The 21610-nt window shown below is 63.0% G+C and carries 17 protein-coding genes; 1 reads left to right on the forward strand and 16 read right to left on the reverse strand.

Features of this window, described 5'->3' with window-relative positions; translation table 11 throughout:
• Nucleotides 1–11: 11 nt before the first annotated feature.
• The 4 genes from BM70_RS0122490 to BM70_RS0122505 form a co-directional block, all read right to left on the reverse strand.
• Nucleotides 12–1412 carry a PIG-L deacetylase family protein gene (locus BM70_RS0122490; RefSeq protein WP_025858105.1) on the reverse strand — a complete coding sequence of 467 codons (1401 nt, stop codon included), beginning with the start codon at nt 1410–1412 and terminating at the stop codon, nt 12–14.
• On the reverse strand, nt 1409–2305 hold the full coding sequence (locus BM70_RS0122495; protein WP_025858106.1) for an antimicrobial resistance protein Mig-14: 897 nt from the start codon (nt 2303–2305) through the stop codon (nt 1409–1411). Before BM70_RS0122495 ends, BM70_RS0122490 begins: the two co-directional genes overlap by 4 nt.
• Nucleotides 2306–4063: a carbamoyltransferase gene (locus tag BM70_RS0122500; protein ID WP_025858107.1), complete on the reverse strand. Its 1758-nt coding sequence runs from the start codon at nt 4061–4063 to the stop codon at nt 2306–2308.
• A 239-nt stretch (nt 4064–4302) separates the two neighbouring features.
• Nucleotides 4303–4638 (reverse strand): YceK/YidQ family lipoprotein, encoded by a 336-nt coding sequence (locus tag BM70_RS0122505; RefSeq protein ID WP_025858109.1) that lies wholly within the window; start codon nt 4636–4638, stop codon nt 4303–4305.
• A 173-nt stretch (nt 4639–4811) separates the two neighbouring features.
• On the opposite strand from BM70_RS0122505, the gene BM70_RS0122510 reads away from it, so the two are divergent.
• Nucleotides 4812–6899, forward strand: a complete 2088-nt coding sequence (locus BM70_RS0122510; protein WP_025858110.1) for a TonB-dependent receptor — start codon at nt 4812–4814, stop codon at nt 6897–6899.
• Here the strand turns inward: BM70_RS0122510 and BM70_RS0122515 are convergent, their stop codons facing one another.
• The 12 genes from BM70_RS0122515 to glnE form a co-directional block, all read right to left on the reverse strand.
• Nucleotides 6900–7826 carry an ABC transporter permease gene (locus BM70_RS0122515; RefSeq protein WP_025858111.1) on the reverse strand — a complete coding sequence of 309 codons (927 nt, stop codon included), beginning with the start codon at nt 7824–7826 and terminating at the stop codon, nt 6900–6902.
• Complete coding sequence (locus BM70_RS0122520) at nt 7823–8773, reverse strand: ABC transporter permease (protein WP_025858113.1); 951 nt, start codon at nt 8771–8773, stop codon at nt 7823–7825. The genes BM70_RS0122515 and BM70_RS0122520 overlap by 4 nt, the downstream gene beginning before the upstream one ends.
• The gene (locus BM70_RS0122525; protein ID WP_025858114.1) at nt 8766–10289 is read right to left on the reverse strand and encodes a sugar ABC transporter ATP-binding protein; all 1524 of its coding nucleotides are present in this window, start codon (nt 10287–10289) and stop codon (nt 8766–8768) included. The genes BM70_RS0122520 and BM70_RS0122525 overlap by 8 nt, the downstream gene beginning before the upstream one ends.
• Nucleotides 10289–11269, reverse strand: coding sequence for a sugar ABC transporter substrate-binding protein (locus tag BM70_RS0122530; protein ID WP_025858115.1), 981 nt, complete (start codon nt 11267–11269; stop codon nt 10289–10291). Before BM70_RS0122530 ends, BM70_RS0122525 begins: the two co-directional genes overlap by 1 nt.
• A gap of 239 nt (nt 11270–11508) precedes the next feature.
• Nucleotides 11509–12945: a lipopolysaccharide kinase InaA family protein gene (locus BM70_RS0122535; protein ID WP_025858116.1), complete on the reverse strand. Its 1437-nt coding sequence runs from the start codon at nt 12943–12945 to the stop codon at nt 11509–11511.
• Nucleotides 12945–13697 carry a lipopolysaccharide kinase InaA family protein gene (locus BM70_RS0122540; RefSeq protein ID WP_025858117.1) on the reverse strand — a complete coding sequence of 251 codons (753 nt, stop codon included), beginning with the start codon at nt 13695–13697 and terminating at the stop codon, nt 12945–12947. The genes BM70_RS0122535 and BM70_RS0122540 overlap by 1 nt, the downstream gene beginning before the upstream one ends.
• Nucleotides 13694–14428: a lipopolysaccharide kinase InaA family protein gene (locus tag BM70_RS0122545; protein ID WP_025858118.1), complete on the reverse strand. Its 735-nt coding sequence runs from the start codon at nt 14426–14428 to the stop codon at nt 13694–13696. Before BM70_RS0122545 ends, BM70_RS0122540 begins: the two co-directional genes overlap by 4 nt.
• Nucleotides 14428–15234 carry a lipopolysaccharide core heptose(I) kinase RfaP gene (gene rfaP / locus BM70_RS0122550; protein WP_025858119.1) on the reverse strand — a complete coding sequence of 269 codons (807 nt, stop codon included), beginning with the start codon at nt 15232–15234 and terminating at the stop codon, nt 14428–14430. Before rfaP ends, BM70_RS0122545 begins: the two co-directional genes overlap by 1 nt.
• Nucleotides 15231–16355, reverse strand: coding sequence for a glycosyltransferase family 4 protein (locus tag BM70_RS0122555; RefSeq protein WP_025858120.1), 1125 nt, complete (start codon nt 16353–16355; stop codon nt 15231–15233). The genes rfaP and BM70_RS0122555 overlap by 4 nt, the downstream gene beginning before the upstream one ends.
• A complete protein-coding gene (gene waaC / locus BM70_RS0122560) occupies nt 16355–17416 on the reverse strand; it encodes a lipopolysaccharide heptosyltransferase I (protein WP_025858121.1) in 1062 nt (353 codons plus the stop codon). Before waaC ends, BM70_RS0122555 begins: the two co-directional genes overlap by 1 nt.
• Nucleotide 17417: 1 nt before the next feature.
• Nucleotides 17418–18452: a lipopolysaccharide heptosyltransferase II gene (waaF, locus tag BM70_RS0122565; RefSeq protein ID WP_025858122.1), complete on the reverse strand. Its 1035-nt coding sequence runs from the start codon at nt 18450–18452 to the stop codon at nt 17418–17420.
• A 161-nt stretch (nt 18453–18613) separates the two neighbouring features.
• A complete protein-coding gene (gene glnE / locus BM70_RS0122570) occupies nt 18614–21553 on the reverse strand; it encodes a bifunctional [glutamate--ammonia ligase]-adenylyl-L-tyrosine phosphorylase/[glutamate--ammonia-ligase] adenylyltransferase (protein WP_025858124.1) in 2940 nt (979 codons plus the stop codon).
• Nucleotides 21554–21610 lie beyond the last annotated feature (57 nt).

A 21610-nucleotide genomic window follows, 5' to 3' on the forward strand; every position in this document is an offset into this window, starting at 1 on the left:
AAAAGTCAATTTCAGTCCTGCTTCAGCACCCAAAGCAGCTCGTGACGGCGCACGGCCTTGCGGAAAAATTCGTTCTCGCCATACGGCGATGGGCTACGACCAGCCAGCCATTGCTGCAACAGGCGACGCACCCGGCGCTTGAACGGTGCGCGGGGCTGCAGGTCATGCATCATGCCCAGCGCCATGGCCTTGTCCCGCTGCTGGCTCAGGCTCAGCACCCGGCAATAGGGCTCAAGTACCTGGGTGGCATCGAACTGCGGCGGCAAAGCGATGCCGGCACCTGAATCACCCATGGGCCACCGGTCGTTATCATGCAGATGGTTGGCATAGCCAAGCAACGTGGTCGGTTGCCACTCCAGTCCCTGCAAAGCCTGCACCACCGCGGTGTGGGCGCAGATATGGTCAGGGTGGGGGTCGAGCACTGGCGTCGGCAACACAATCACTTCGGGACGCGCCTTGAGCAACACCGCCCGCAGGTCGGCGATCAGGTTGCTCCAGGTCGGCGCACCGTCCACATCCCCCGGCAACGCCAAGGCATTGAACTGGCGAAACAGCCGCGTATCGTCCAACTGCGCTTCGCGCGATGCCTGGGGCTGATCGGGGGCGTCAAGCATGGCCGGCAGTTGCAGGCAGAAATACCCCAACTGCACGCAGCGCGCCTCGGGCACGCCGGCCCAGCGCGGCACGGCAATACTGTCCCAGGCGCGCAGGCGCCCTTTGATCCGCGCCGCTTCGGCCTTGGGCAGGCCCATCTGCTGATAGTGCTCGGCCTCGATCTCACCCGCGGTCAGGGTCACGACCCAGCTTTCATCCGCCTGGCCGTACAGGCCGAAGGCGGCCAATTCGGCATCGTCGGCATGGGGCGCGATCACCATCACGCGCTGGCGCGCAGCGTCGGGCTGACGAAATACCCACAAGACAGGCTGGCCGATCACTCGGCAAAAACGCCCGCGCAGGCGCAGCTCACCCGCGGCCAATGCCGTCGCCGAGCCAGTGAGGTTCAGGTAACGCTTGCCGGCCACACCGCGCTCGAACGCCTGGCGGTCGTCCAGAAACTCAACCGCAGGATCCAGGAAACGACCCCACAGGTTGCTTTTGAGCTGTACTTCGACGATCAGCGTTTCATCGCCAACCAGCTCAAGCGGCGTCTCTGCCAGCAACCTGTCGCCGTCCAGACGCAACCCGACCTGTTGGCCACTCGGCGCAAAGCGGTACTGGTAGTCATCCTTGGGCGAATAAAACAGGTGGTCGGCAAACCAGGCTTCATGGGCCACCCACAGCACGACCGCGAGGATCAGCGGCAGCCACCAGGCCACCAATACTCCGGCCGCGATCAACAGCAGCAGCCCGATCAGCAGCGCAATGCGTTTATTGCGCCGGTGGCGCTTGAGCAGTTGCTGTTTGCGGCTCATACGCTGAACACCGGCACCGGGTTGCACCAGCGTTCCTTGTACTCGCGGTCGGCACGCCCGAAGGAAAAGCGCAGCGGTTTATCCACGGCACGTGCCTGTTCCCAGGCGCTTTGGGTGTTGAGGAAGCTCAGCACACTGCCGGGGCTGAACGCGCGGGTTTCAGGATCGACACCGCCATTGACGTACTCAATGCTGATCCACTGCGGCGCCTCGACGCGGTACACAAGCTGTACGGCAATCGGCGCATCATTGAGAAACAGCACCGAGCCGATCAGGAACTCCTTGAGCAGCGCCAGCACCTCGGCCAGGCGTTCGGCGCCCGTGGCTGGAAAGCCCCATCGGCGCTGGAACAGATCGCAGTAGACCGCCGCCAGTTCGTTGCTGGAAAACTCGCTCACCGCCCGCACCACGCCGCCCGCCTCTTCCAGCAGGCGCAGTTCGCGGCGCTGGTTGTAGCGAAACTTCTTCGACAGGTCTTCGGGGGTACGCGCCATGGCCAGTTGCTCGGCCTGGGGCTTTAGGGTGCTGACGCGGCCCTCGTTCAGCGCTGACAGGTAGCGCCCGCGATGGCGCACCGGCAACTGCGCATCGGCAGCGATCGGCAGGATGATCTCGGCATTGCCCAGGTCAAACAGGCCTTTCTTGCCGCGGCGCTTGAGCACGTCCTTGGACAAGGCCAGGTCGCGCCCCCAGGTGGCAATCGCCCCTTTGAGTTCGCCGTCCTGTTCCCAGCCCAGGTAACGCACGGGAATCTGCGCCAGGCCCGCCAGCCGCTCGATAACCTGCGGATGGGTCGCCACGCTGCCGCCAAACCGCTGCCAGGCCTGGGCGTAAACCTCGGCCTCGACAGGCGTCCAGCCACGCTCACGCCAAGCCTGGAAGCGGTTCAGCATTTAGACCACAGCGTCATAAGGGTCCACGCCGTCCTTGACGACCAGGATGTCTTCCATGATCAGGTACTGCAGGTCGGAGCCGAAGAACATGTTCAGCGCGTCGGTCGGCGAGCAGATCATCGCTTCGCCACGACGGTTGAGCGAGGTGTTCAGCGACACGCCGTTGCCGGTCAGCACTTCCAGCTCTTTCATCATGTCGTAGTAGCGCGGGTTGTACTCGCGCTTGAGCACCTGGGCACGGGAGGTGCCGTCCTCATGGACCACTTCCGGCACGCGGGTTTTCCACTCTTCGGCCACTTCAAAGGTGAAGGTCATGAACGGCGCCGGGTGGTCGACCTTGATCATCTGCGGGGCCACGGTGTCGAGCATCGACGGGCAGAAAGGCCTCCAGCGCTCGCGGAACTTGATCTGGTGGTTGATGCGATCAGCCACGCCGGTCGCACTTGGGCAACCGATGATCGAACGACCGCCCAGGGCGCGCGGGCCGAACTCCATGCGGCCCTGGAACCAGGCCACCGGGTTGCCGTCGACCATGATCCTGGCGATGCGCTGAGGCATGTTTTCGATCTTGCGCCAGTTCGGCTTGCTCTCGTGCTTGGCGCACGCGGCAATCACGTCTTCGTTGCTGTAGGACGGGCCGAGGTAGACGTGTTCCATCTTCTCGACCGGGACACCACGGGCGTGGGACACATAGGCTGCCGCGCCCACCGCCGTGCCGGCATCGCCGGACGCTGGCTGTACGAACAGCTCTTTCACGTCGTCACGGGCGATGATCTTCTGGTTCAGCTTGACGTTCAGCGCACAGCCGCCGGCGAAAGCCAGCTTGCCGGTGTCTTTCAGGATATCGCCCAGGTAGTGGTCGATCATCTGCAGGGCCAGTTTCTCGAACAGCGCCTGCATGCTGGCCGCGTAGTGGATATACGGCTCGTCGGCGATATCGCCTTCGCGCTTGGGACCCAGCCACTCGATCAGTTTTGGCGAAAAGTAGAAACCCTTGCCCTTCTCTTTATAACGGCGCAGGCCGATGACGTTGGCGTAGTCGGTGTTGATCACCAGTTCGCCGTTTTCAAACGAGGCCAGACGCGAGAAATCGTACTTGCTGGCGTCGCCGTACGGCGCCATGCCCATGACCTTGAACTCACCGTCGAGCATCTCGAAACCGAGGAACTCGGTGATCGCGCCGTACAGGCCGCCGAGGGAGTCCGGGTCAAAAAATTCCTTGATCTTGTGGATCTTGCCGTTTTCGCCGTAGCCGAAGAACGTGGTGGCGTATTCACCTTTACCGTCGATACCGAGGATCGCGGTTTTTTCCTGGAAGCCTGAGCAGTGGTAGGCGCTGGAGGCGTGGGCCAGGTGGTGTTCAACCGGCTCGATCTTGATTTTCTTTGGATCGAAGCCCAGTTGCTCCAGGCACCAGACGATCTTGTTGCGATAGCGCTTGTAGCGACGGTTGCCCATCAGGATCGCGTCGAGCGCGCGGTCCGGGGCGTACCAGTAACGCTTGGCGTAGTGCCAGCGCGCCTCGCCGAACAGGCTGATCGGGGCGAACGGGATCGCGACCACGTCAACGTCGGAAGGCTTGATGCCAGCCTGCTCCAGGCAGAACTTCGCCGACTCGTAAGGCATGCGGTTCTTTGCATGTTTGTCGCGTACGAAGCGCTCTTCTTCGGCGGCCGCGATCAGCTTGCCGTCGATATACAAGGCTGCGGAAGGATCATGGCTAAGGGCGCCGGACAGGCCAAGAATCGTCAATGCCACAGGGGTCTAGCCTCTTTTAGTCTGCATGCAGGCGGGTTGCGCCTGAAAAAAGTGTGCCTCCCGCCTGGGCAGGAAACAGCTAAAGGGCGGGATTATAGCGTAAACAAGCGTAGGGATGATCTAGTGAAAATGATGACGAGCTGCCAGCAGGACATTTTACCTAAAGACCGTTGAATAAGGCGCGAAGCCCCAAAAGGGTGAGCCTCAGGCACGGCATGACAGGCGATACTCGTGCAGACTCATGAGCGACCGGGCCGCCAATAGACACCAAGATTGCCGTCTTTGCCCTGGCGGTAAAGGGTATAGGGCAGCACCACGGTGTCGGCCGCGCCGGACATGGCGAGGTCCACCAGCACCAACGGCACCAGCACACCGGTGTAATCGGGCGGCGCATTCAACAAACAGAAATCAAACGCCAGCCCGCTGTAGACACGCGGAATGGACTGGCAATAGGTCTTTTGCTTGCGCAGTTCACGCGTAGCGGCGACGTCCTCGCGAAGCACCGTGTTGAGCGTGCCACAACCACTGATGGCTAACGCAATGACACCCAGCGAGGCAAGTTTTTTAATGTCCATGGCAAGTCCTCAGGAAGGTTCACCACGCTAGCACCCGCCCGTTCGTCGGTTCAGCACAGGTACACCGACGTGTCATGTGGGAAACATCCGAAATGGAAAAATCTATCCGAACCACTAAACTCGCGCCCCTTTGCGCGTTTACGTCCTAAGCGCCATAGATTTCGGCTGACCCCATGAAGATCATCACTCGCTTCACCCTGCTGCTACCCGGCCTGCTCGCCTTGAGCAATACTGCCCACGCCGACGACGCGCCGCTGGTGCTCGACCCGAGCGTGGTGACCGGCTCACGCAGCGCCAGCCCAACCTTCGACTTGCCGTACTCGGTGGACGGCATCAGCCGTGAACAGATCAGCGACGGCCAATTGGGCATCAACGCCTCCGAGGCCCTGTCCCGCGTGCCGGGCCTGGTGGTGCAGAACCGTCAGAACTATGCACAGGACCTGCAGATTTCCTCCCGCGGCTTCGGCGCCCGCTCGACCTTTGGCGTGCGCGGCATCAAGCTGATTGCCGATGGCATTCCCGCCAGCACTCCGGACGGCCAGGGCCAGGCAGCCACCTTCAACCTCGACACCGCCGAACGCATCGAAGTGCTGCGCGGTCCTGCCGCCACCCTGTATGGCAGCAACGCCGGCGGCGTGATCCAGATGTTCTCCCGCGACGGCGAAGGCCCGCCGCGCATCGGTGCAGAGACCCTGGTGGGCAGCGACGGCCTGAACAAAAACCACCTGAGCGCCGAAGGCGCGGCCAACGGCGCAGGCTTCGTGCTGGATGCCTCGCGCATGGACACCAACGGCTACCGCGACCACAGCAGCGCCCGCCGCGACCAGACGTTTGCCAAGCTCAACGTCGAGCCCGATGACGACAGCAAACTGGCGCTGATCTACAGCAGCCTGGAGCAGAACGGTACACAGGACCCGCTGGGGCAGACATGGGCGGCGTACAAGGCCGATCCGCGCTCGGTGAGCGCCAACGCGCTGACGTACAACACGCGAAAAAGTATCGATCATCAGCAACTGGGGATGAATTACGAGCGCTACATCGGCGATGCAACGCTGCAGGTGAATGCGTATACGGGGCGGCGGAGTGTGATTCAGTACTTGTCGATTCCCAAAGGCACGCCCCCCAACGAACGCGGCGGCGGCGTGGTGCAATTCGACCGCAAGTTCTACGGCGGCAGCGTGCGCTGGATGCAGCCCATCGACAGTGCACCGGGCGATTTGATGATCATCACTGGCCTGGACTTCGACCAGAGCGAGGACAGTCGCCACGGATACCAGAACTACAGTGGCAGCACCCTGGGGGTAAAGGGTGAGCTGCGTCGCGATGAAATCGACACCGCCCGCAGCCTGGATCCCTACATTCAGGCCAACTGGGCCCTCGACCGCTGGACCCTGCAAGCCGGCGTCCGGCACAGCACCATGGAGCTGGACGTTGACGACCAATTCCTCGGCAACGGCGATTCCAGCGGCAACAAGACCTATCAAAAAAACACCCCGTCGATGAGCGTGATGTACGCCTTCACCCCGCAGTTGCACGGTTACGTCAGCGCCGGCAAAGGCTTCGAAACGCCGACCCAGGCCGAATTGGCCTATGCGCCGGGCAGCGTCGAAGGGTTCAACTTCGGTCTGAAACCGTCGCAAAGCACCCAGTACGAGGTGGGATTGAAGGCCCAGCTCAACAACACGCGGATCAACGCCGCCGTCTTCCAGATCACCACCGAGGATGAATTGGTGGTGTCTCAATCCCTGGGTGGCCGCACCAGTTACCAGAATGCCGGCCGCACCCTGCGCCGCGGCTTCGAGCTGGGCATCGAAAGCCAACTCAGCGAACAGTGGAGCACCCACCTCGCCTACACCCGCTTGCAAGCCACCTACGACAGCGACTTCATCAGCGGCGGCAGCACTGCCGTCGACAAAGGCAACTACCTGCCCGGCGTGCCGCAGACCACGCTGTTCGCCGAACTGAACTGGAAGCCAAGGGACTGGGTCAGCACCGCCATCGAAGGCATGTACCGCAGCAAGGTCTATGTCGAAGACACCAACAGCCAACCCGCCGCGCCGGGCTACAGCGTGTTCAACTGGCGCGCCCGCTTCGAGCAGAAGGTCGAGCACCGGACGTTCCACCAGACCTTGCGCCTGGATAACCTGCTCGACCGCCAGTATGTCGGCTCGGTAATCGTCGGCGACGGCAATGGCCGCTATTACGAAGCGGCGCCAGGCCGCTCGTGGTATGCGGGCGCCGGTGCCGAGTATCAGTTCTGATCAGCGGGTTTCCTGGATCCGCCGACTGGCGAAGCTGAACGTCAACACCACAAAAATCAGCACGCCCGTCGCCACCTGCTGCCAGTAGAAGTTCCAGCCGATCAACAGCAGGCCGTTGGCGATCACGTTGATGAACAGCACGCCCAGCAGGGTCCCGGGAATATTCGCCCGGCCCTGCCGGCTCAACGTGGTGCCAATGAACACCGCACCAATCGCGTTGAGCAAAAACGCGTTGCCGGACAGCGGCACATAAGCACTGACCGTCGAACTGAGCAGCACCCCGGCCACGCCACACGCCAACGCGGTCGCCAGCGCCACGACGGTGACAATGCGCCGTACCGACAGCCCCGAGTAATATGCCAGCAACGGCTGAGAGCCCTGAGCGAGCAGTTCTCGCCCCAGGCGACCGCGCGCCAGCGCCAAACCGTAGAACAACGCCAGCCCCAACACGATCAGCAACGGCGTCAGGCCTGTCAGTTCAGGCTTCAAACCCTGGGCGATATAGATGGGCTGGCCGCCGTCCGAGAGCAATTGCTGGGCGCTGGTGCCGATGAACAACGTGCCCAGCGTTGCAAGGAACGGGCTGATCCGCAGCCCGGCGATCAACCCGGCATTCACCAGCCCCACCAGCAGTGCAGCGAGCAACGCGCCCGTCGCGGCAAACGCCCAGCCATGCCCACCATTGAGCAGCACCACGAAGCTGAAACTGGCGAAGTCCAGCGCCGTGCCCACCGACAGGTCGATACCGCCGGCCGCCACGGCGTAAGTCATGCCGACAGCGACAATCGCCAGTAACACGAAGTTGTTCAACACCAGGCTCTGCAGGTTGCCGGCGCTGAGAAAGCCCGGTGCCTGCAGCGCAAACACCACGACGATCAGTGCGAATACCAGGGGTAATGTCAGTGGTAACAATGTGCGCAGGTTCATGCCGTCGCGCCTTTGTTTAGCGCACTCGACGCCGCGACCACCAGCAAGATCAGCACACCCTGCACACCATTGACCCAGAAGCTCGACACGTTAAGCAACTGAAAGCCATTGATCAGGAACCCGATCAACAGCGCCGCCAGCAACGTACCCGGAATGCTCGCCACCAGCCGGCGGGAAAACACCACGCCGAGAAAGGCAATCGCGACCACCGACAACAGCATGTCGCCCGAGCCGGTGGTACTGCCGCTGAAAAACGCCGCGGAACACAACGCCGCCACCGCGGCAGACAGGCCCGACAACAGGTAACTCGACAACACATAGCCCGGCACGCGAATACCCGCCGCCTCGGCCGCCTGGGGGTATTCGCCGACGGCGTGCAGGCGCAAGCCGTAGGGCGAATGCTGGATCAGCAAGGTCAGCAGCGCCGCCATTACCAACAGCACCCACGCCAGGGCTGGCACCCCCAGCCACGTGCCGCCACTGAGCAGATCCAGCAGCGGAGAGTCGGTGGACACCACCGTGTTTTCGGTCAGCACCAGTTCCAGCCCGGCCAGCACGTTCATGCTCGCCAGCGTCGCCAACAACGGCGGCAAACGCAGCACCACCACGGCCAGCCCATTGAGCAGGCCGACCGCCAGGCCGCAGCCCAGGGTCAGCAGCACCGTCAGCCAAAGCTCCAGGCCAGCATTGTTGAGGCGGCTGAACACCGCCGCGCACAACCCCAGGTTGGCCGCCAGCGACAGGTCGAGCCCACCGGAGACCACATTCGAACCTCCGCCGATAATCACGCAGGTCAGCCCGAACGCCAGTACACCAAGAATCGCCGACTGACTGAACACATTGGCCAGGTTGCCCACCGACAAGAAGTTCGGCGCCGCCACGGCAAACCCCAGCAAAATCGCCAGAAACACGCCCACCGAACCTCGCCGCAATATGACCTCAAGCATGCTCGACCTCACGTACCGGCGCGGCAACGGCCGACACAGCGCCAGTGGCACATGCCAGCAACTGATCACTATCGGCCTCTCCCGCACTGAACTCACCGGCAATCTCACCGCGATGCAGCACCAGGATCCGATCGCTGATCCCCAGCAACTCAGGCAGATCCGAGGACAACACCACCACCGCCGCCCCCTGCTCCACCAGCCGGCCGATCAGGCGATAGATTTCGACCTTGGCTCCCACGTCCACCCCCACACAGGGCTCATCCAGCAGGTACACCGCCGAGCGACGGCTCAACCATTTACCCAACGCAACCTTCTGCTGGTTGCCGCCACTGAGCTGGCTGACAGCCGCCTGCGGTCCCGGCGCCTTGATCGCCAGCTCATCGATCAGCCGCACACTTTCCGCCTGCTCCCTCGCGCGGCTCAACAAACCCCAGCGACTGAACCGGCCAAGCCCCGCCAGCGTGAGGTTCTCCAACACCGACAGGACCGGCGCAATCCCCTGGCTACGGCGTTCTTCGGGCACCAGTGCAATGCCCGCGGCAATCGCCTGGCCCGGCGTGCGCAGGCGCAGCAAACGCCCTTGCAGATGAATGCTGCCACTGTCGGCCTGCTCGACGCCGAACAGGGTCTTGAACAGTTCTTTGGCGCCCGAGCCCACCAGCCCTGTCAGCCCGACGATTTCACCGCGTCGCACCTCAAGGTCAATCTGCCGGTAGCGCCGCGCCAGGCTCAACCCGCGCACTTGCAACAACGGCTCGCCCAGCTCGACTTTGGCCTTGGGGTACATCTCCTGCACCTCGCGGTTGACCATCAGCCGCGCAATCTCTGCGCTGGACGTATGCCGAGGCTCCACCACCGCCACATCCCGACCATTACGCAGCACGGTGACCTCGTCACACAGACTGTCGATTTCCTGCAGGTAATGGGAGATGTACAAGATCGACAGGCCCTGGTCGCGCAGGCGCTTGACGATGCGCAGCAACTGGTCGACCTCGCGCTTGACCAGCGCTACGCTGGGCTCGTCGAACACCAGGATCTTGGGCTGGCGAATCAACGCCCGGGTGATCTGCAACACTTGGCGCTCGGCGCTGTTCAGCTCGCCCACCAGCGCGCCGGCCGGCAGTTGCAGATCAAAATACTCGGCGAGCAACCGCTGCGCTTCACGCTGCTGTCGACGCCGATCCACAAACGGACCACGGCGCAGTTCATGACCGAAAAACAGCGCCTCGCCCACGGTAAAACTCGTGGGCAACAGGCGCTCCTGATGGATGAACTGCACACCCAACGCATCCACCTGGCGCGGCGACAACGCGGCATACGCTTGACCGTCGATACTCACCTGCCCGGCATCGGCCTTGTGGATACCGGCCAGCACCTTGATCAAAGTCGATTTGCCGGCACCGTTCTCGCCCACCAGGCCGTGGATGGTGCCGCGCGCTACCTTGAGGCTCGCATCGTCCAGCGCCAGCGTGGCACCAAAGCGCTTGCGCAGGTTCTGCAGGTGCAACGCCGCCATCAATCACCTCGCAGTTGCTGGACCTGCGCCAGGTTGCCGGCGGTGGTCAGCAAGGTCGCCACATGGGTTTCCTTGGGCAAGTCACGCTGCCCCGCCAGGTAGCGCGCCACGTTTTGCACGGCGGTCTTGCCGATCAGCGCCGGTTGTTGCGCCACCACGGCACCGACCGGCGAGTTCGCCTGGCCGAGCAGCGCCAGCACTTCGGGTGTGCCGTCGACGCCGTAGGTCTTGATTTCGGTGCGCTTGGCATCGATCAACGCCTTGCTCGCGCCCAGTTGCGGAATATCCCACGCCGACCATATCGCCGAGACACTGCCCGCCGGGTACTTGTTGAGCAACGCCGATACCTGGGAATAGGCGTCCTGTACGGTGTTGGGGATCACGTCGCGCAGCTCGGGCTGGATGATTTCCAGCTGCGGGTAGTCCTTGAGCGCCAGCTTCAGCTGGTCATAGCGGATCGCACACACCGGCACGCCATAGAAGCCGTTGAACACCAGGATCTTGCCTTTGCCACCGGCGTCCTTGATCAACTGATCGGCGAGGGCCTTGCCGGTGGCGACGTTGTCGGAGGTGGTGTTGTTGAGGCTGTATTGCGATGGCGCATCGATGGTGAACAACGGGATGCCGGCCTTGCTGATGCGCTTGAGCCAGGGGTCGATCACGCTGAGGGTGCCGAGGGTCTGGATCACCGCGTCAGGCTTCTGGGTGACCACGGTTTGCAGCTGGGTCACCAGGTTCTTGTCATTGCGCCCGGCATCGAGGGTGATCGGCGTACCGCCCAGTCGCTTGATCTCATCGACCTGCGCCTGGAACGCCTTGATATCGAAATAGTGACTGGTGCCGGTCATGCTCACAGCGATGCGCTTGCCGGCCAGGGACGGCACGGCATCGTCACCATCAGCGGCATGGGCCACGCCGCTCAGCAACAGGGCGGCACCCAGGCAGATCAAACGGGAAAGCGAGGAAAGACGGGAAGGCATACACGGCTCCTGAGCCACCGGTGAAAGGGTTCACTCGATGGCATTGCAGAGCCCGTGCCAGGATTTTTAGTGAGTTAAATCAGTGAGATAAAAATCCACGGCGAAAGCGTGCTGTCGTTCTTGAACACAACTGCCCAATCAGTGTTGCCCACGCAACACCTGTAGGCGCTGACTTGCCAGCGATGAGGCCCTTGAGCCTTGCAGCGCCAGGAGAAACGCCATCGCCGACAAGCCGGCGCCTACAATTTGGGCAGCCGCTGATCGATCAGTTGGTAGAGCGCGCTGCCTTCAGGCCAGTTACGCATGAAACGTGCGCGGTCCTTGGCGTATGCCGTGGCGAAGCTGGCGGCGGAGGTGTGTTGGCACATCGCATCAAGGTCGATCAGGGACCAGCGGTTCTCGTCCCAGAACAGATTATGCCCCTTGAAGTCGCCATGGCTGATGCGCTCGCGGATCAGTTCGGCGAACAGGTGATCCAGCGCCTGCAGTTCGTTTTCCGGTGCATCGCCGCTTTCAACGTACGGCGCGAAGCGTTCGATGATGTCCGGTCCCGGCAGGTATTCGGTGATCAGGTAGGCGCGGCTGCGCAACCAGAAAAAACGCGTTTCCAGTACGGCTAGCGGCTTGGGGGTGGCGATGCCGAGGAACGCCAGGCGGTTGCCTTCGCGCCAGGAATGCCAGGCTCGGCTCGGGCGCCAGAAACGCTTGAGCCAATGGGCGAAACCCTTGATGTTGTAGCGTTTGATCACCAACTGCCGACCGGCCACTTCGACCTTGGCGACGCTGGCGGCGCCACCGGTCTTGTACAAATGCCCTTGGTCCAGCAGCGTATCGGCCTGCTCCAGCACCGGCAGCATCGCCGGCTCCTCTTCGCGACGGATCGCGCGCAAGGCAAACGCGCCGCGCACCACGCTAAACAGCGTGCAGTCGCGGCCGACCTTGCTCAGGAAATCCTTGAGGCGCCAGGCGCTGACCTTGCGCACCTGTTTCTCCAAGGCTTCCAGCGGCAGTGCGTGCTCGCTGTTGCTGAGCAGGTAGTACACCAGCAGTTCTTCGGTAAACGGCTCGAGATTTTTTGGCAACTGGGCGAAAAACACGCCGAGGTTCTCCAGTACACGGTTGCGCGACAGCGGCTTGCCGGCCTCTTCGGCGCGAATCCCGGCACCGTCGATCAGGTACAGTTTGCCGTCCTGGCGCAGCAGGTTGTCCAGGTGCAGGTCTTCCTGCCACAGCCCCTTGGTGTGCATCTGGGCGATCGCACCCAGCGCTTCGGCGAGTACGGCGGTTTGCTCGTCAGCCAACGGCGGCAAACCTTCGACAGCCTGCCAGGCATCCGCCAGGCTTTCGGCGCCCTCGATAAATTCGAACAGCAGCCAACCGCCCTCGCCTTCCTGCAAGCCATCGGCCAGCAACAACGGTGTGGTCAGGCCTTGCTCGGCCAGCAGGCGCACGCCGCTGAGTTCACGCTGAAAGTGCCGCGCCGCCTTGCTGCCCACCAACAACTTGGCGAGTACCGGACGCCCGCGCCATACGGCCGCGCCAACATAGCGCTCGCCCGGCAACACCCGCAGCAAACTCAACAGCTGCAGTTGACCAGGGCCGGCGGCATCCGCCAGGTCGAGGGTAATGGGCAGGCTCGGCGTACGGCCGGCGCTTTTCAGCTCGGACAGGCGCATCAGCGTTTCTCCTTGTGGCTACGCCGGGCCGTCAGGCGCTGCAGCCAACTGCCGACCAGCGTGCTGTCTTCAGGCTGATCGAGGTAAGCAGCCAACAGCTGACGCACCTGGGCGTCCGTCCACTGCGGCGCACGGCGCAACAGGGGTTCGAGGTCCTTGACCCGGTCACGCCAACCGAACAACAACGGGCGGGTTTTCTCCAGGTCGATCAACTGCGCGGCATAACCGTCACCGGTCGCCTGCAAGAAAATATGCTTGGGATAAAAACAGCCATGCACCTGGCCAACACTGTGCAGTCGGCGTGCAAGTTGGCCGCAGGCCAGCAGGATCGCACGGTGCTGGGCTTCGCTCAGTTGAGGCCAGTGCTCCAGCAAGGAGTCCAGGTCATTCCAGCCGTCCAGCGCGCGGGTGAGCAGCATCGCACGGTGTTCACCACCGACTTTGCGCTCGCCGTAGAACGCCGCCTGCAACGCGGGGATGCCAAGCGTGCGATAACGGCTGATATTGCGAAATTCACGGGAAAAGCTCGGCTCGCCAAAAGGGCGGTGCAAGCTGCGCGTCAGGTAGTTGCTCTGGCGCTTGAGGTAGTAGCCGTGGCCGTCGAGCTCCAGGCGAAACACACTGCTCCAGCCACCACGGCTGGTATTGGGCTCATCCACCGCGTCCAACTGCTTGGCCCACAGGGCGTCGAACGTCGCCAGGCCGTTGCGCTCCAGCAGCGCACGGTCTTCAGCCGCCAGGAAATCACTCATTCGCGCCCCTCGAAAAACTTCACCACGTGGCGAATACGCTGTTTGTCCGATGCACTCAGGTGCCGGCGCTGACGGTATTGCATGTAGAAGCGCAGGCGCTGGGTGGCGGACAGATGATACTTGGCCACCTTGTCCAGGCAGGCCAGGTCCTTGGTGATACGGTACTTGAGCCAGAACCCGCGCCAGAAATCACCGTTCGGGCAGTCGATCAGGTACAGCGTGGACTGGTCGTCGATCAGCAGGTTGCGCCACTTCAAATCGTTATGGGTAAAGCGGTGATCGTGCATCGTGCGCGTGTATTCGGCGAGCTGGCGGCTCACCGCGTCAACCCACTTGGGATCGCGCAGGCGCGCATCGTTACGCTCGGCCAGCACCGAAAGGTCTTCGGTTTTCGGCAACTCGCGGGTGATCATCGCCCCTCGCTCGTAGGCCAGGCCCTTGCGCTCCAGGCCCCAGGCCACGACGTCAGCGGTGGGAATGCCCCACTTGGCGAAACGCTTGAGGTTCTGCCATTCGGACTTGACCCGCGGCTTGCCCAGGTAACGCCGCAGCCCCTTGCCGGCACCGGTGTAGCGCTTGACGTAGTAATTGACCCCGCCCCGCTCCACCCGGATCACTTCCGACAACGGGTCGCGGGTCAGCCGCTCGCCTTGCAGGGCGAATACCGCTTCGAGGCTTCCAAAATCATCCGCCAGGTGGGCGTAGGCAGGTTCCAGGTTCCAACCCGCCATCAGATCGCATCCCCGTAACGCAGCTTGCGCGCATACAGCTTGTCGGCCTTGCGCTGCATGAGGCTCAACGACGCCGATTGCTCGGCCAGGATCTGGCGCAACGGCTGGCGGAAATAGCCCTTGAGGAAGCGCAGCTTGTCGCGACGGGTCAGGCCGATGTCCAGTGCCGAGTAGTACAGCGCAGACAGGTCCTTGTCGCGCCAGCGCAGCGGCAGATGGGCACGCAGTTGGGCGCGGTGCAGGTCGATCACCGACAGCTTGATGCTGTTCGCGTCGATGGGTTTCGAGGTGTCCAGCAAGAAGTGGCACAGGTAGCAATCGCGATGATTGACGCCACCGCGGTGCATGTCGCCGACCATGCGCGCCAACTCGGCCGTGAGGGCGTGACGCAATGCAGGGGCGGGCGGCTCGGCGACCCAGTTTAGGGTGACGTCTTCAAGGCTGAGGGTCGGCGCCAGTTCTTCGGTGATGATGAACGAGTGCTGGTCCGCCGGGTTGCTGCCTTTTTCGCCAAAGGCCACACCGGTCATGGTCGGCACACCGAGTTCCTGCAAACGATGAATCGCCGACCACTCAAGGCCGGCGCCCAGCACTGGCAACTTGGCGGTGATCAGGTTCTTGAAGATTTCGCCCCAACCGATACCACGGTGGATCTTCACGAAATACGGACGGCCATCGACCTCTGTGCGCAGAGTGCGACGTGCCGCCAGTTCACGGAATACTTCACCTTGCAGTTTCTCGACTTCGGCGAAGGCATCAAGCCCGGCCCACAACGTCTTGAACGGTTCGGCAAGAATCAACTTCATCGTTTTGGCTCCGCCAGAATCACATCCGCCGCGTGCTGCGGCATGCTGTAGAGGTCGGCCGTCTCGGCAAAGACCAACCCATTGCGGCTCCAGGCCGCGCGCTGTGCAGTGTCGGTGAGCATGTGCGTCAGGTACTGGTTGAGCTGGCTCTGCTCGAACGGCTCATCCAGCACCAGGCCACTGTCGGCTTCAGCGATGTAGTGGGCATACCCACACACGGCCGAGACCAGCACCGGCAACCCGGCCACCAGGGCTTCGAGCAAGACGGTGCCAGTGTTTTCGTTGTACGCCGGGTGGATCAACACGTCGGCGCCCAACAGGAAACGCGGGATATCGCTGCGGCCCTTGAGGAACTGCACGTTGTCCCCCAGCCCCAGCGTCGCGCTTTGCAGTTGGAATACTTTGGGGTCGTCCTGGCCGATTACAAACAGCCGTGTGCGTTTTCTCAGCTCAGACGGCAGGGCAGCCACGGCCTTGAGGCTGCGGTCGACGCCTTTGGTCTTGAAGCCCGAGCCGATTTGCACCAGCAACAGGTCGTCGTCGCCCAGGTTGAATTCCTTGCGGAAGCCCTCGCGAATTTCGGCGGCATTCGGCGGCGCACGACGGTCCTGGGCGATGCCCGGCGGCAGCAGATGGAAGCGTTCCAGCGGCGTGTCGTAATGCTTGATGAACAGCGGCTGCTGCACTTCGGAAATCATCAGGACTTCGGTCTTGGCATCCTTGGCGAACACGGCGCGCTCGTACTCGGCAAAATGCTTATAGCGACCGAAGTAGCGGTACAGCGAGTGGCGCAGGTTTTGCGCCTTGTCTTCAAAGCAGCCGTCGGCGGCGTAGTACACATCCAGGTCGGGCATTTTGTTGAACCCGACCAGGCGGTCCACCGGGCGCTTGGCCAGGTCGGCGGCCATCCAGGCGCTGAGCTTCTCGTTGCGCCGATGGTTGAAGAACGCCTTGACCGGTGCCACCAGCACTTCGAAGCCGGGCGGGATGTCGCCTTCCCAGATCAGCGTATAGACACGAATCTGATGGCCGCGCTGCTGGCACTCCAGGGCGATGCGCATGAAGTCGCGCTGCAGGCCACCGAAGGGGAAGTACTTGTACAGAACAAAAGCCAGTTGCATCAGTGCAGCTCCTCAGCCAATAACAACGTGCTCAGTCGGCTGGCCACACGCTCAGGGTTCAGGCGCGTGAAGCACAGGGGCGACTCGCGCTTGATGTCGAACCGACGCAGGTCGTCGGCCGTCGGTTGATAGGTACATTGCTTTTGCAGGCACGGCGCGCAGGGGAAATCACTGGCCAGGTGAATCTGACCCTTGCCGTAGGCGCCGGTCAGGCCGGGGTTGGTCGGCCCGAACAGAGAAATGGTCGGCACATCCAGCGCGGCGGCCAGGTGACCGAGGCCGGTGTCCACCGCCACACAGGCACGGGCGCCGGCCAATACACGGGCGACACCGGCCAGGTTCAATTTGGGCAGCACCTCGGCGTTTTGCAGACCCTGGGCCAGGCGTTCGGCGCGAGCCTTTTCATCGGCATTGCCCCAGGGCAGCTTCACGTCCACGCCCAGTCGCCCCATGCGTTCGGCCAGCTCACGCCAATAGGCTTCGGGCCAGTGCTTGGTGTCCCAGGTGGTACCGTGCAGCAGCAATACAAAAGGCTTTTTCGGCGGTAGGCCGAGCAACTTGTCGACGCTCAACCCGTAGTCGCCCAGCCCCTTGGGCAGGTCATAGCCGAGCGCCACGGCGAACAACTGGCGCAGACGCTCCACCGCGTGTTGCCCACGGGCCACGGCCAGGCGCCGAGAGTAGAAGCGCGCCGCGAACGGTTCACGGGCAGAGTTTTTGTCGAAGCCGGCGACGGGAGCCCGCACATAGCGGGTCAGCCAAGCGCTTTTGAGCAGGCCCTGGGCGTCGATCACCAAGTCGTATTTGGTCGACTGGATGCGCTGCTTGAAACGCCGCCATTCGCCACTCTTGAGGGTTTGCCAGAGGTTTTTGCGCCAGCGGCGAATCGCCACCGGAATCACTTTGTCCACCGCCGGGTGCCAGGTGGGAATCTCGGCAAAGCCTTCTTCCACCACCCAGTCGAACTGAATGCCGGGGATCGCTCGCGCGGCATCGGTCAGCGCCGGCAAGGCGTGGATCACGTCGCCCAGGGATGAGGTCTTGATTACCAGTACGCGCAAACTATCGGACCTCGACCGCAGAGCCCTGCAACCGCTGCAAGGCTTCGTTCACTGGTTGCGGCAGCAATTGGCGCATGCAGTTGTAGTGACCGAAACGGCAGGTACGATCAAAGCACGGGCTGCAATCCAGGCCCAGGCGCACCACTTCGACCTGGTCGGCCAATGGCGGGGTAAAGCCCGGCGAGGTGGAACCGTACACCGCCACCAACGGGCGGTTCAACGCCGCAGCCACGTGCATCAGGCCGGAGTCGTTGGACACCACCGAGTCGGCGCAGGACAGCAGGTCGATGGCTTCGGCCAGGGACGTGTCGCCACTGAGGTTCACCGCCTCTTCGCGCAGGCCGGGGATCAGGCGCTGGCGAATGTCCTCACCCACCGGGTGGTCCTTCTTCGAACCAAACAGCCACACCTGCCACCCTTCGCGGATCTTGGTCTCGGCGACCTTGGCGTAGTGCTCCGACGGCCAGCGCTTGGACTCGCCGAACTCGGCGCCGGGGCACAAGGCCAATACCGGGCGATCCAGGCTCAGGCCGAACTTGGCCAGGGCGGCGTCGCGGCTCAGCGGGTCGATCTGCAGGCTCGGGCGCGGGTACGGCCGGGGCAGCTCGGCGCCCGGCGCATAGGCCAGGGCCATGAAGCGTTCGATCATCAGTGGGTAGCGGGCTTTGTCCAGCGTGCGCACATCATTGAGCAGCACATAGCGAAACTCGCCACGCCAGCCGGTGCGCTTGGGGATGCCGGCAAAGTACGGCACCAGCGCCGACTTGAGCGAGTTGGGCAGCAGGATCGCCTGGTCGTATTCACCCGCCAGGGATTTGCCGATGCGACGGCGGGTCGCCAGTTCCAGGGCACCGTGGCCGAGCGGGAAGCTCAAGGCCTTGCGCACCTCGGGCATGCGCTCAAGGATCGGCCGGCTCCACTCGGGGGCGAGCACGTCGATATGGCAGTCGGGATGACGTTGCTTCAGGCACTGGAACAGTGTCTGCGCCATCACCATGTCACCGACCCAACTGGGCCCAACGATCAGAATATTCATGTAGTTTCCACAAACGATGCGGGGAGGCTTATGCCTCCCCGCATCGAAATTTTCTGTAGGAGACGAACAATTGTAGGAGCTGGCTTGCCAGCGATAACGTCCGAAAGATCTCCATGGATTCCAAGGGCCTCATCGCCGGCAAGCCGGCTCCTACAGTTGACTCAACTTAACCCCAGTTCTTTCCAGATTCGCATCACCTGGCGCCGTTCGTCGGCGAACTGATCCCCGGCTACCGTACCGGCCTCGTTCTGCAAGGCCTGGCGGTGCGCAGCGGAACGGTAGGCCTTATACACCTCGCGCAGCAGATGGGCATCGGCGGCGGGCATCAAGCCCACCTGCTCCAGGCCTTCCAGAATGCGGATATTGTCGGTGTAGCGCAGCAACGATGGATGTTGCGCAGACCACGCCAAAGCCGCGTATTGCACCATAAATTCAATATCGACGATACCTCCGGCATCCTGCTTGAGGTCGAACGACGCCGTGGCTTCGAAGGCATTGGCGCCGGTGCCGGCCCCCGTGCCCTTGGTGCCCAGGTTGTCACGCATCTTGGCGCGCATCTCGCTGACCTCCTGGCGCAGCTTCGCCAGGTCCCGCTCCCGCCCCAACACGGTAGCCCGTACTTGCTCGAACGCCTGGCCCACATCCTGGCTGCCCACCAGCACCCGCGCGCGGATCAGGGCCTGATGCTCCCAGGTCCAGGCTTCATTTTGTTGATAGCGGTCAAACGCCCCCAGCGAACTGACCAACAGCCCGGAGGCGCCGGAAGGTCGCAGGCGCATGTCCACTTCATACAACTGGCCCGAGTTGGTCTGGGTGGTCAGCAGGTGAATGATGCGCTGGCCCAGGCGCGTGAAGAACTGCGCGCCGTCGATGGGCTTGGCGCCATCGGTCTCGGCCTGCGGGTCGCCGTCGTGGATAAACACCAGGTCCAGGTCCGAACCATGCCCCAGTTCGATGCCGCCGACTTTCCCATAACCGACAATGATGAACCCAGGATCGCACAGGGTGCCGTCCACGCGCTGCGGCGAGCCGTGGCGTGCGACGGTCTGGCGCCAGGCCAGGGCCAGCACTTGTTCGAGAATCGCCTCGGCAAGCCAGGTGAGGTAATCGCTGACTTTCATCAGCGGCAGGCTGCCGGCGATTTCCGAGGCGGCGACGCGCAGGCGGTGGGCCAGCTTGAAGTGTCGCAGGGCCTCCATCTGTTGCTCGAGGTCGTCCTCCGGAATACGCGTCAGGCGCTCGCGCAGTTCGGCGGCCAACTCGGGCGCCAGCGGCGGTTTGAACAGGCGCCCTTCGTTGAGCAATTCATCGAGCAACAGCGGGAAGCGTGTGATCTGCTCGGCGATCCATGGGCTGGCGGAGCACAGGGTCAGCAGGCGACGCAGGGCGTCGGGGTTTTCCGTGAGCAGCACCAGATAAGCGGAACGGCGAGCGACGGCTTCCACCAATGGCAACACACGCTCGAGCACCAGGTCCGGGTTGGCGTGCTCGACGGCCTGGGCCAGCAGGCGCGGGATGAAAGCATCCAGCCGCTCACGCCCCAGGCGCTGCATGGCGCGTAGTTGCGGGCTGTTGCGCAGCCCGGCCAGGGCCCTGAGAGCCTTGGGGGCATCGCTGAAACCACCTTCGGCGAGTTGGCGGCACGCCGCGTCTTCATCCTGGGATTCCTCCCACAGCGGCAACCACTCACCGCCCACCACCAGCTCGCTTTCTTCGCCTTCTTCTTCGTCCGGATCGGCGATCACCTGGCGGAAATGCCAGTCCACACGACCGCGCCAGTACATCAGGCGCTCATGGAAGGCCGCCCAGTCGGCAAACCCCAGCATAAAGGCAATGCGCGCCTGGTCTTCCGGGCTGTCCGGAAGCATTTGCGTCTGCCGGTCGGCAATCGCCTGGATCGCATGCTCGGTGTAGCGCAGGAATTCGTAACCATTGCGCAGTTCGGCAATCACAGCGGGCGGCAGGTAGCCCTGGCCCTCCAGGGTACCGAGCACCTTGAGCAGCGGCCGCTGTTGCAGGCTGAGGTCGCGGCCGCCATGGATCAGTTGGAATGCCTGGGCGATGAACTCCACTTCGCGGATGCCACCCGAGCCCAGCTTGATGTTGTCGGCCATGCCTTTGCGCCGCACTTCCTGCTGGATCAGCTGCTTCATGGTGCGCAGCGCCTCGATGGCGGAGAAATCCAGATAACGGCGGTAGACGAACGGCCGGAGCATGTCGAGCAGTTGCGCACCGGCCACCTGGTCGCCGGCAACAACCCGCGCCTTGATCATGGCGTAGCGTTCCCAGTCGCGGCCCTGGTCCTGGTAGTACTGCTCCAGTGCATTGAAGCTGAGCACCAGCGCGCCGGCCGAACCGTAGGGGCGCAGGCGCATGTCGACGCGGAACACGAAGCCATCGACGGTCATCGGGTCGAGGGCCTTGATCAGTTTTTGACCAAGGCGAATAAAGAATTCCTGGTTGTCCAGGGAGCGTTTGACGCCAACGGTCTCGCCGCCCTCGGGGTAGGCGAAGATCAGGTCGATATCCGACGACAGGTTCAGCTCCACCGCGCCGAGCTTGCCCATGCCAAGGATGACCATGTGCTGCGGCTCGCCGCTGCGCCGCCCGGTGGGCGTGCCGAACTGCACGCAGTGGCGCTGGTACAGCCATTGGTAGGCCTGGTCGATGCTGGCGTCGGCCATGTCGGAGAGGTCGCGGCAGGTCTGCACCAGGTCCGCCTGGCGGGTCAGGTCGCGCCAGATGATGCGCACTTGCTGGCGCGTGCGCTGGCGACGCAATACGCGGCCCAGTTCGTCTTCTGTTTCGGCCTGTTGCACGGCGCCAGCTATTTGCCCGCACAGCTCGCCGGGCGCAAAACCGCGGTCCAGCTCGCCCCAGGCCACCAGTTCCAGCAACATCAAAGGGTCACGAACACTCTGTTCAATGACGAAATCACTGGCCGCGCACACGCGGGCGAAGTCGGCCCACCGTTGCGGCGTCCACGCAGAAAGTCCATGATCGTCGTCCAGCGCGGCCACGGCGTCACGAAATGACTGCTCGGCCCGCTGGGCTTTTGGCAAGAGAATGGCCGGCAGTTCGGCCAGTGTTGGAAGGCTCATGGTCTATCCTTGATCGGCGTGTAAATGGCTTGTTGCTGTGAACGCAAGAACCACGCT

It is taken from the genome of Pseudomonas sp. CHM02, from assembly GCF_000612585.1.
Classification (GTDB): Bacteria; Pseudomonadota; Gammaproteobacteria; order Pseudomonadales; family Pseudomonadaceae; genus Aquipseudomonas.

Excerpts from the sequence above, each read along its gene's own strand:
- BM70_RS0122490 (WP_025858105.1), bottom strand. The coding sequence starts at position 1,412 with ATGAGCCGCAAACAGCAACTGCTCAAGCGCCACCGGCGCAATAAACGC.
- BM70_RS0122495 (WP_025858106.1), bottom strand. The coding sequence starts at position 2,305 with ATGCTGAACCGCTTCCAGGCTTGGCGTGAGCGTGGCTGGACGCCTGTC.
- BM70_RS0122505 (WP_025858109.1), bottom strand. The coding sequence starts at position 4,638 with ATGGACATTAAAAAACTTGCCTCGCTGGGTGTCATTGCGTTAGCCATC.
- BM70_RS0122510 (WP_025858110.1), top strand. The coding sequence starts at position 4,812 with ATGAAGATCATCACTCGCTTCACCCTGCTGCTACCCGGCCTGCTCGCC.
- BM70_RS0122515 (WP_025858111.1), bottom strand. The coding sequence starts at position 7,826 with ATGAACCTGCGCACATTGTTACCACTGACATTACCCCTGGTATTCGCA.
- BM70_RS0122520 (WP_025858113.1), bottom strand. The coding sequence starts at position 8,773 with ATGCTTGAGGTCATATTGCGGCGAGGTTCGGTGGGCGTGTTTCTGGCG.
- BM70_RS0122525 (WP_025858114.1), bottom strand. The coding sequence starts at position 10,289 with ATGGCGGCGTTGCACCTGCAGAACCTGCGCAAGCGCTTTGGTGCCACG.
- BM70_RS0122530 (WP_025858115.1), bottom strand. The coding sequence starts at position 11,269 with ATGCCTTCCCGTCTTTCCTCGCTTTCCCGTTTGATCTGCCTGGGTGCC.
- BM70_RS0122535 (WP_025858116.1), bottom strand. The coding sequence starts at position 12,945 with ATGCGCCTGTCCGAGCTGAAAAGCGCCGGCCGTACGCCGAGCCTGCCC.
- BM70_RS0122540 (WP_025858117.1), bottom strand. The coding sequence starts at position 13,697 with ATGAGTGATTTCCTGGCGGCTGAAGACCGTGCGCTGCTGGAGCGCAAC.
- BM70_RS0122545 (WP_025858118.1), bottom strand. The coding sequence starts at position 14,428 with ATGGCGGGTTGGAACCTGGAACCTGCCTACGCCCACCTGGCGGATGAT.
- rfaP (WP_025858119.1), bottom strand. The coding sequence starts at position 15,234 with ATGAAGTTGATTCTTGCCGAACCGTTCAAGACGTTGTGGGCCGGGCTT.
- BM70_RS0122555 (WP_025858120.1), bottom strand. The coding sequence starts at position 16,355 with ATGCAACTGGCTTTTGTTCTGTACAAGTACTTCCCCTTCGGTGGCCTG.
- waaF (WP_025858122.1), bottom strand. The coding sequence starts at position 18,452 with ATGAATATTCTGATCGTTGGGCCCAGTTGGGTCGGTGACATGGTGATG.
- glnE (WP_025858124.1), bottom strand. The coding sequence starts at position 21,553 with ATGAGCCTTCCAACACTGGCCGAACTGCCGGCCATTCTCTTGCCAAAA.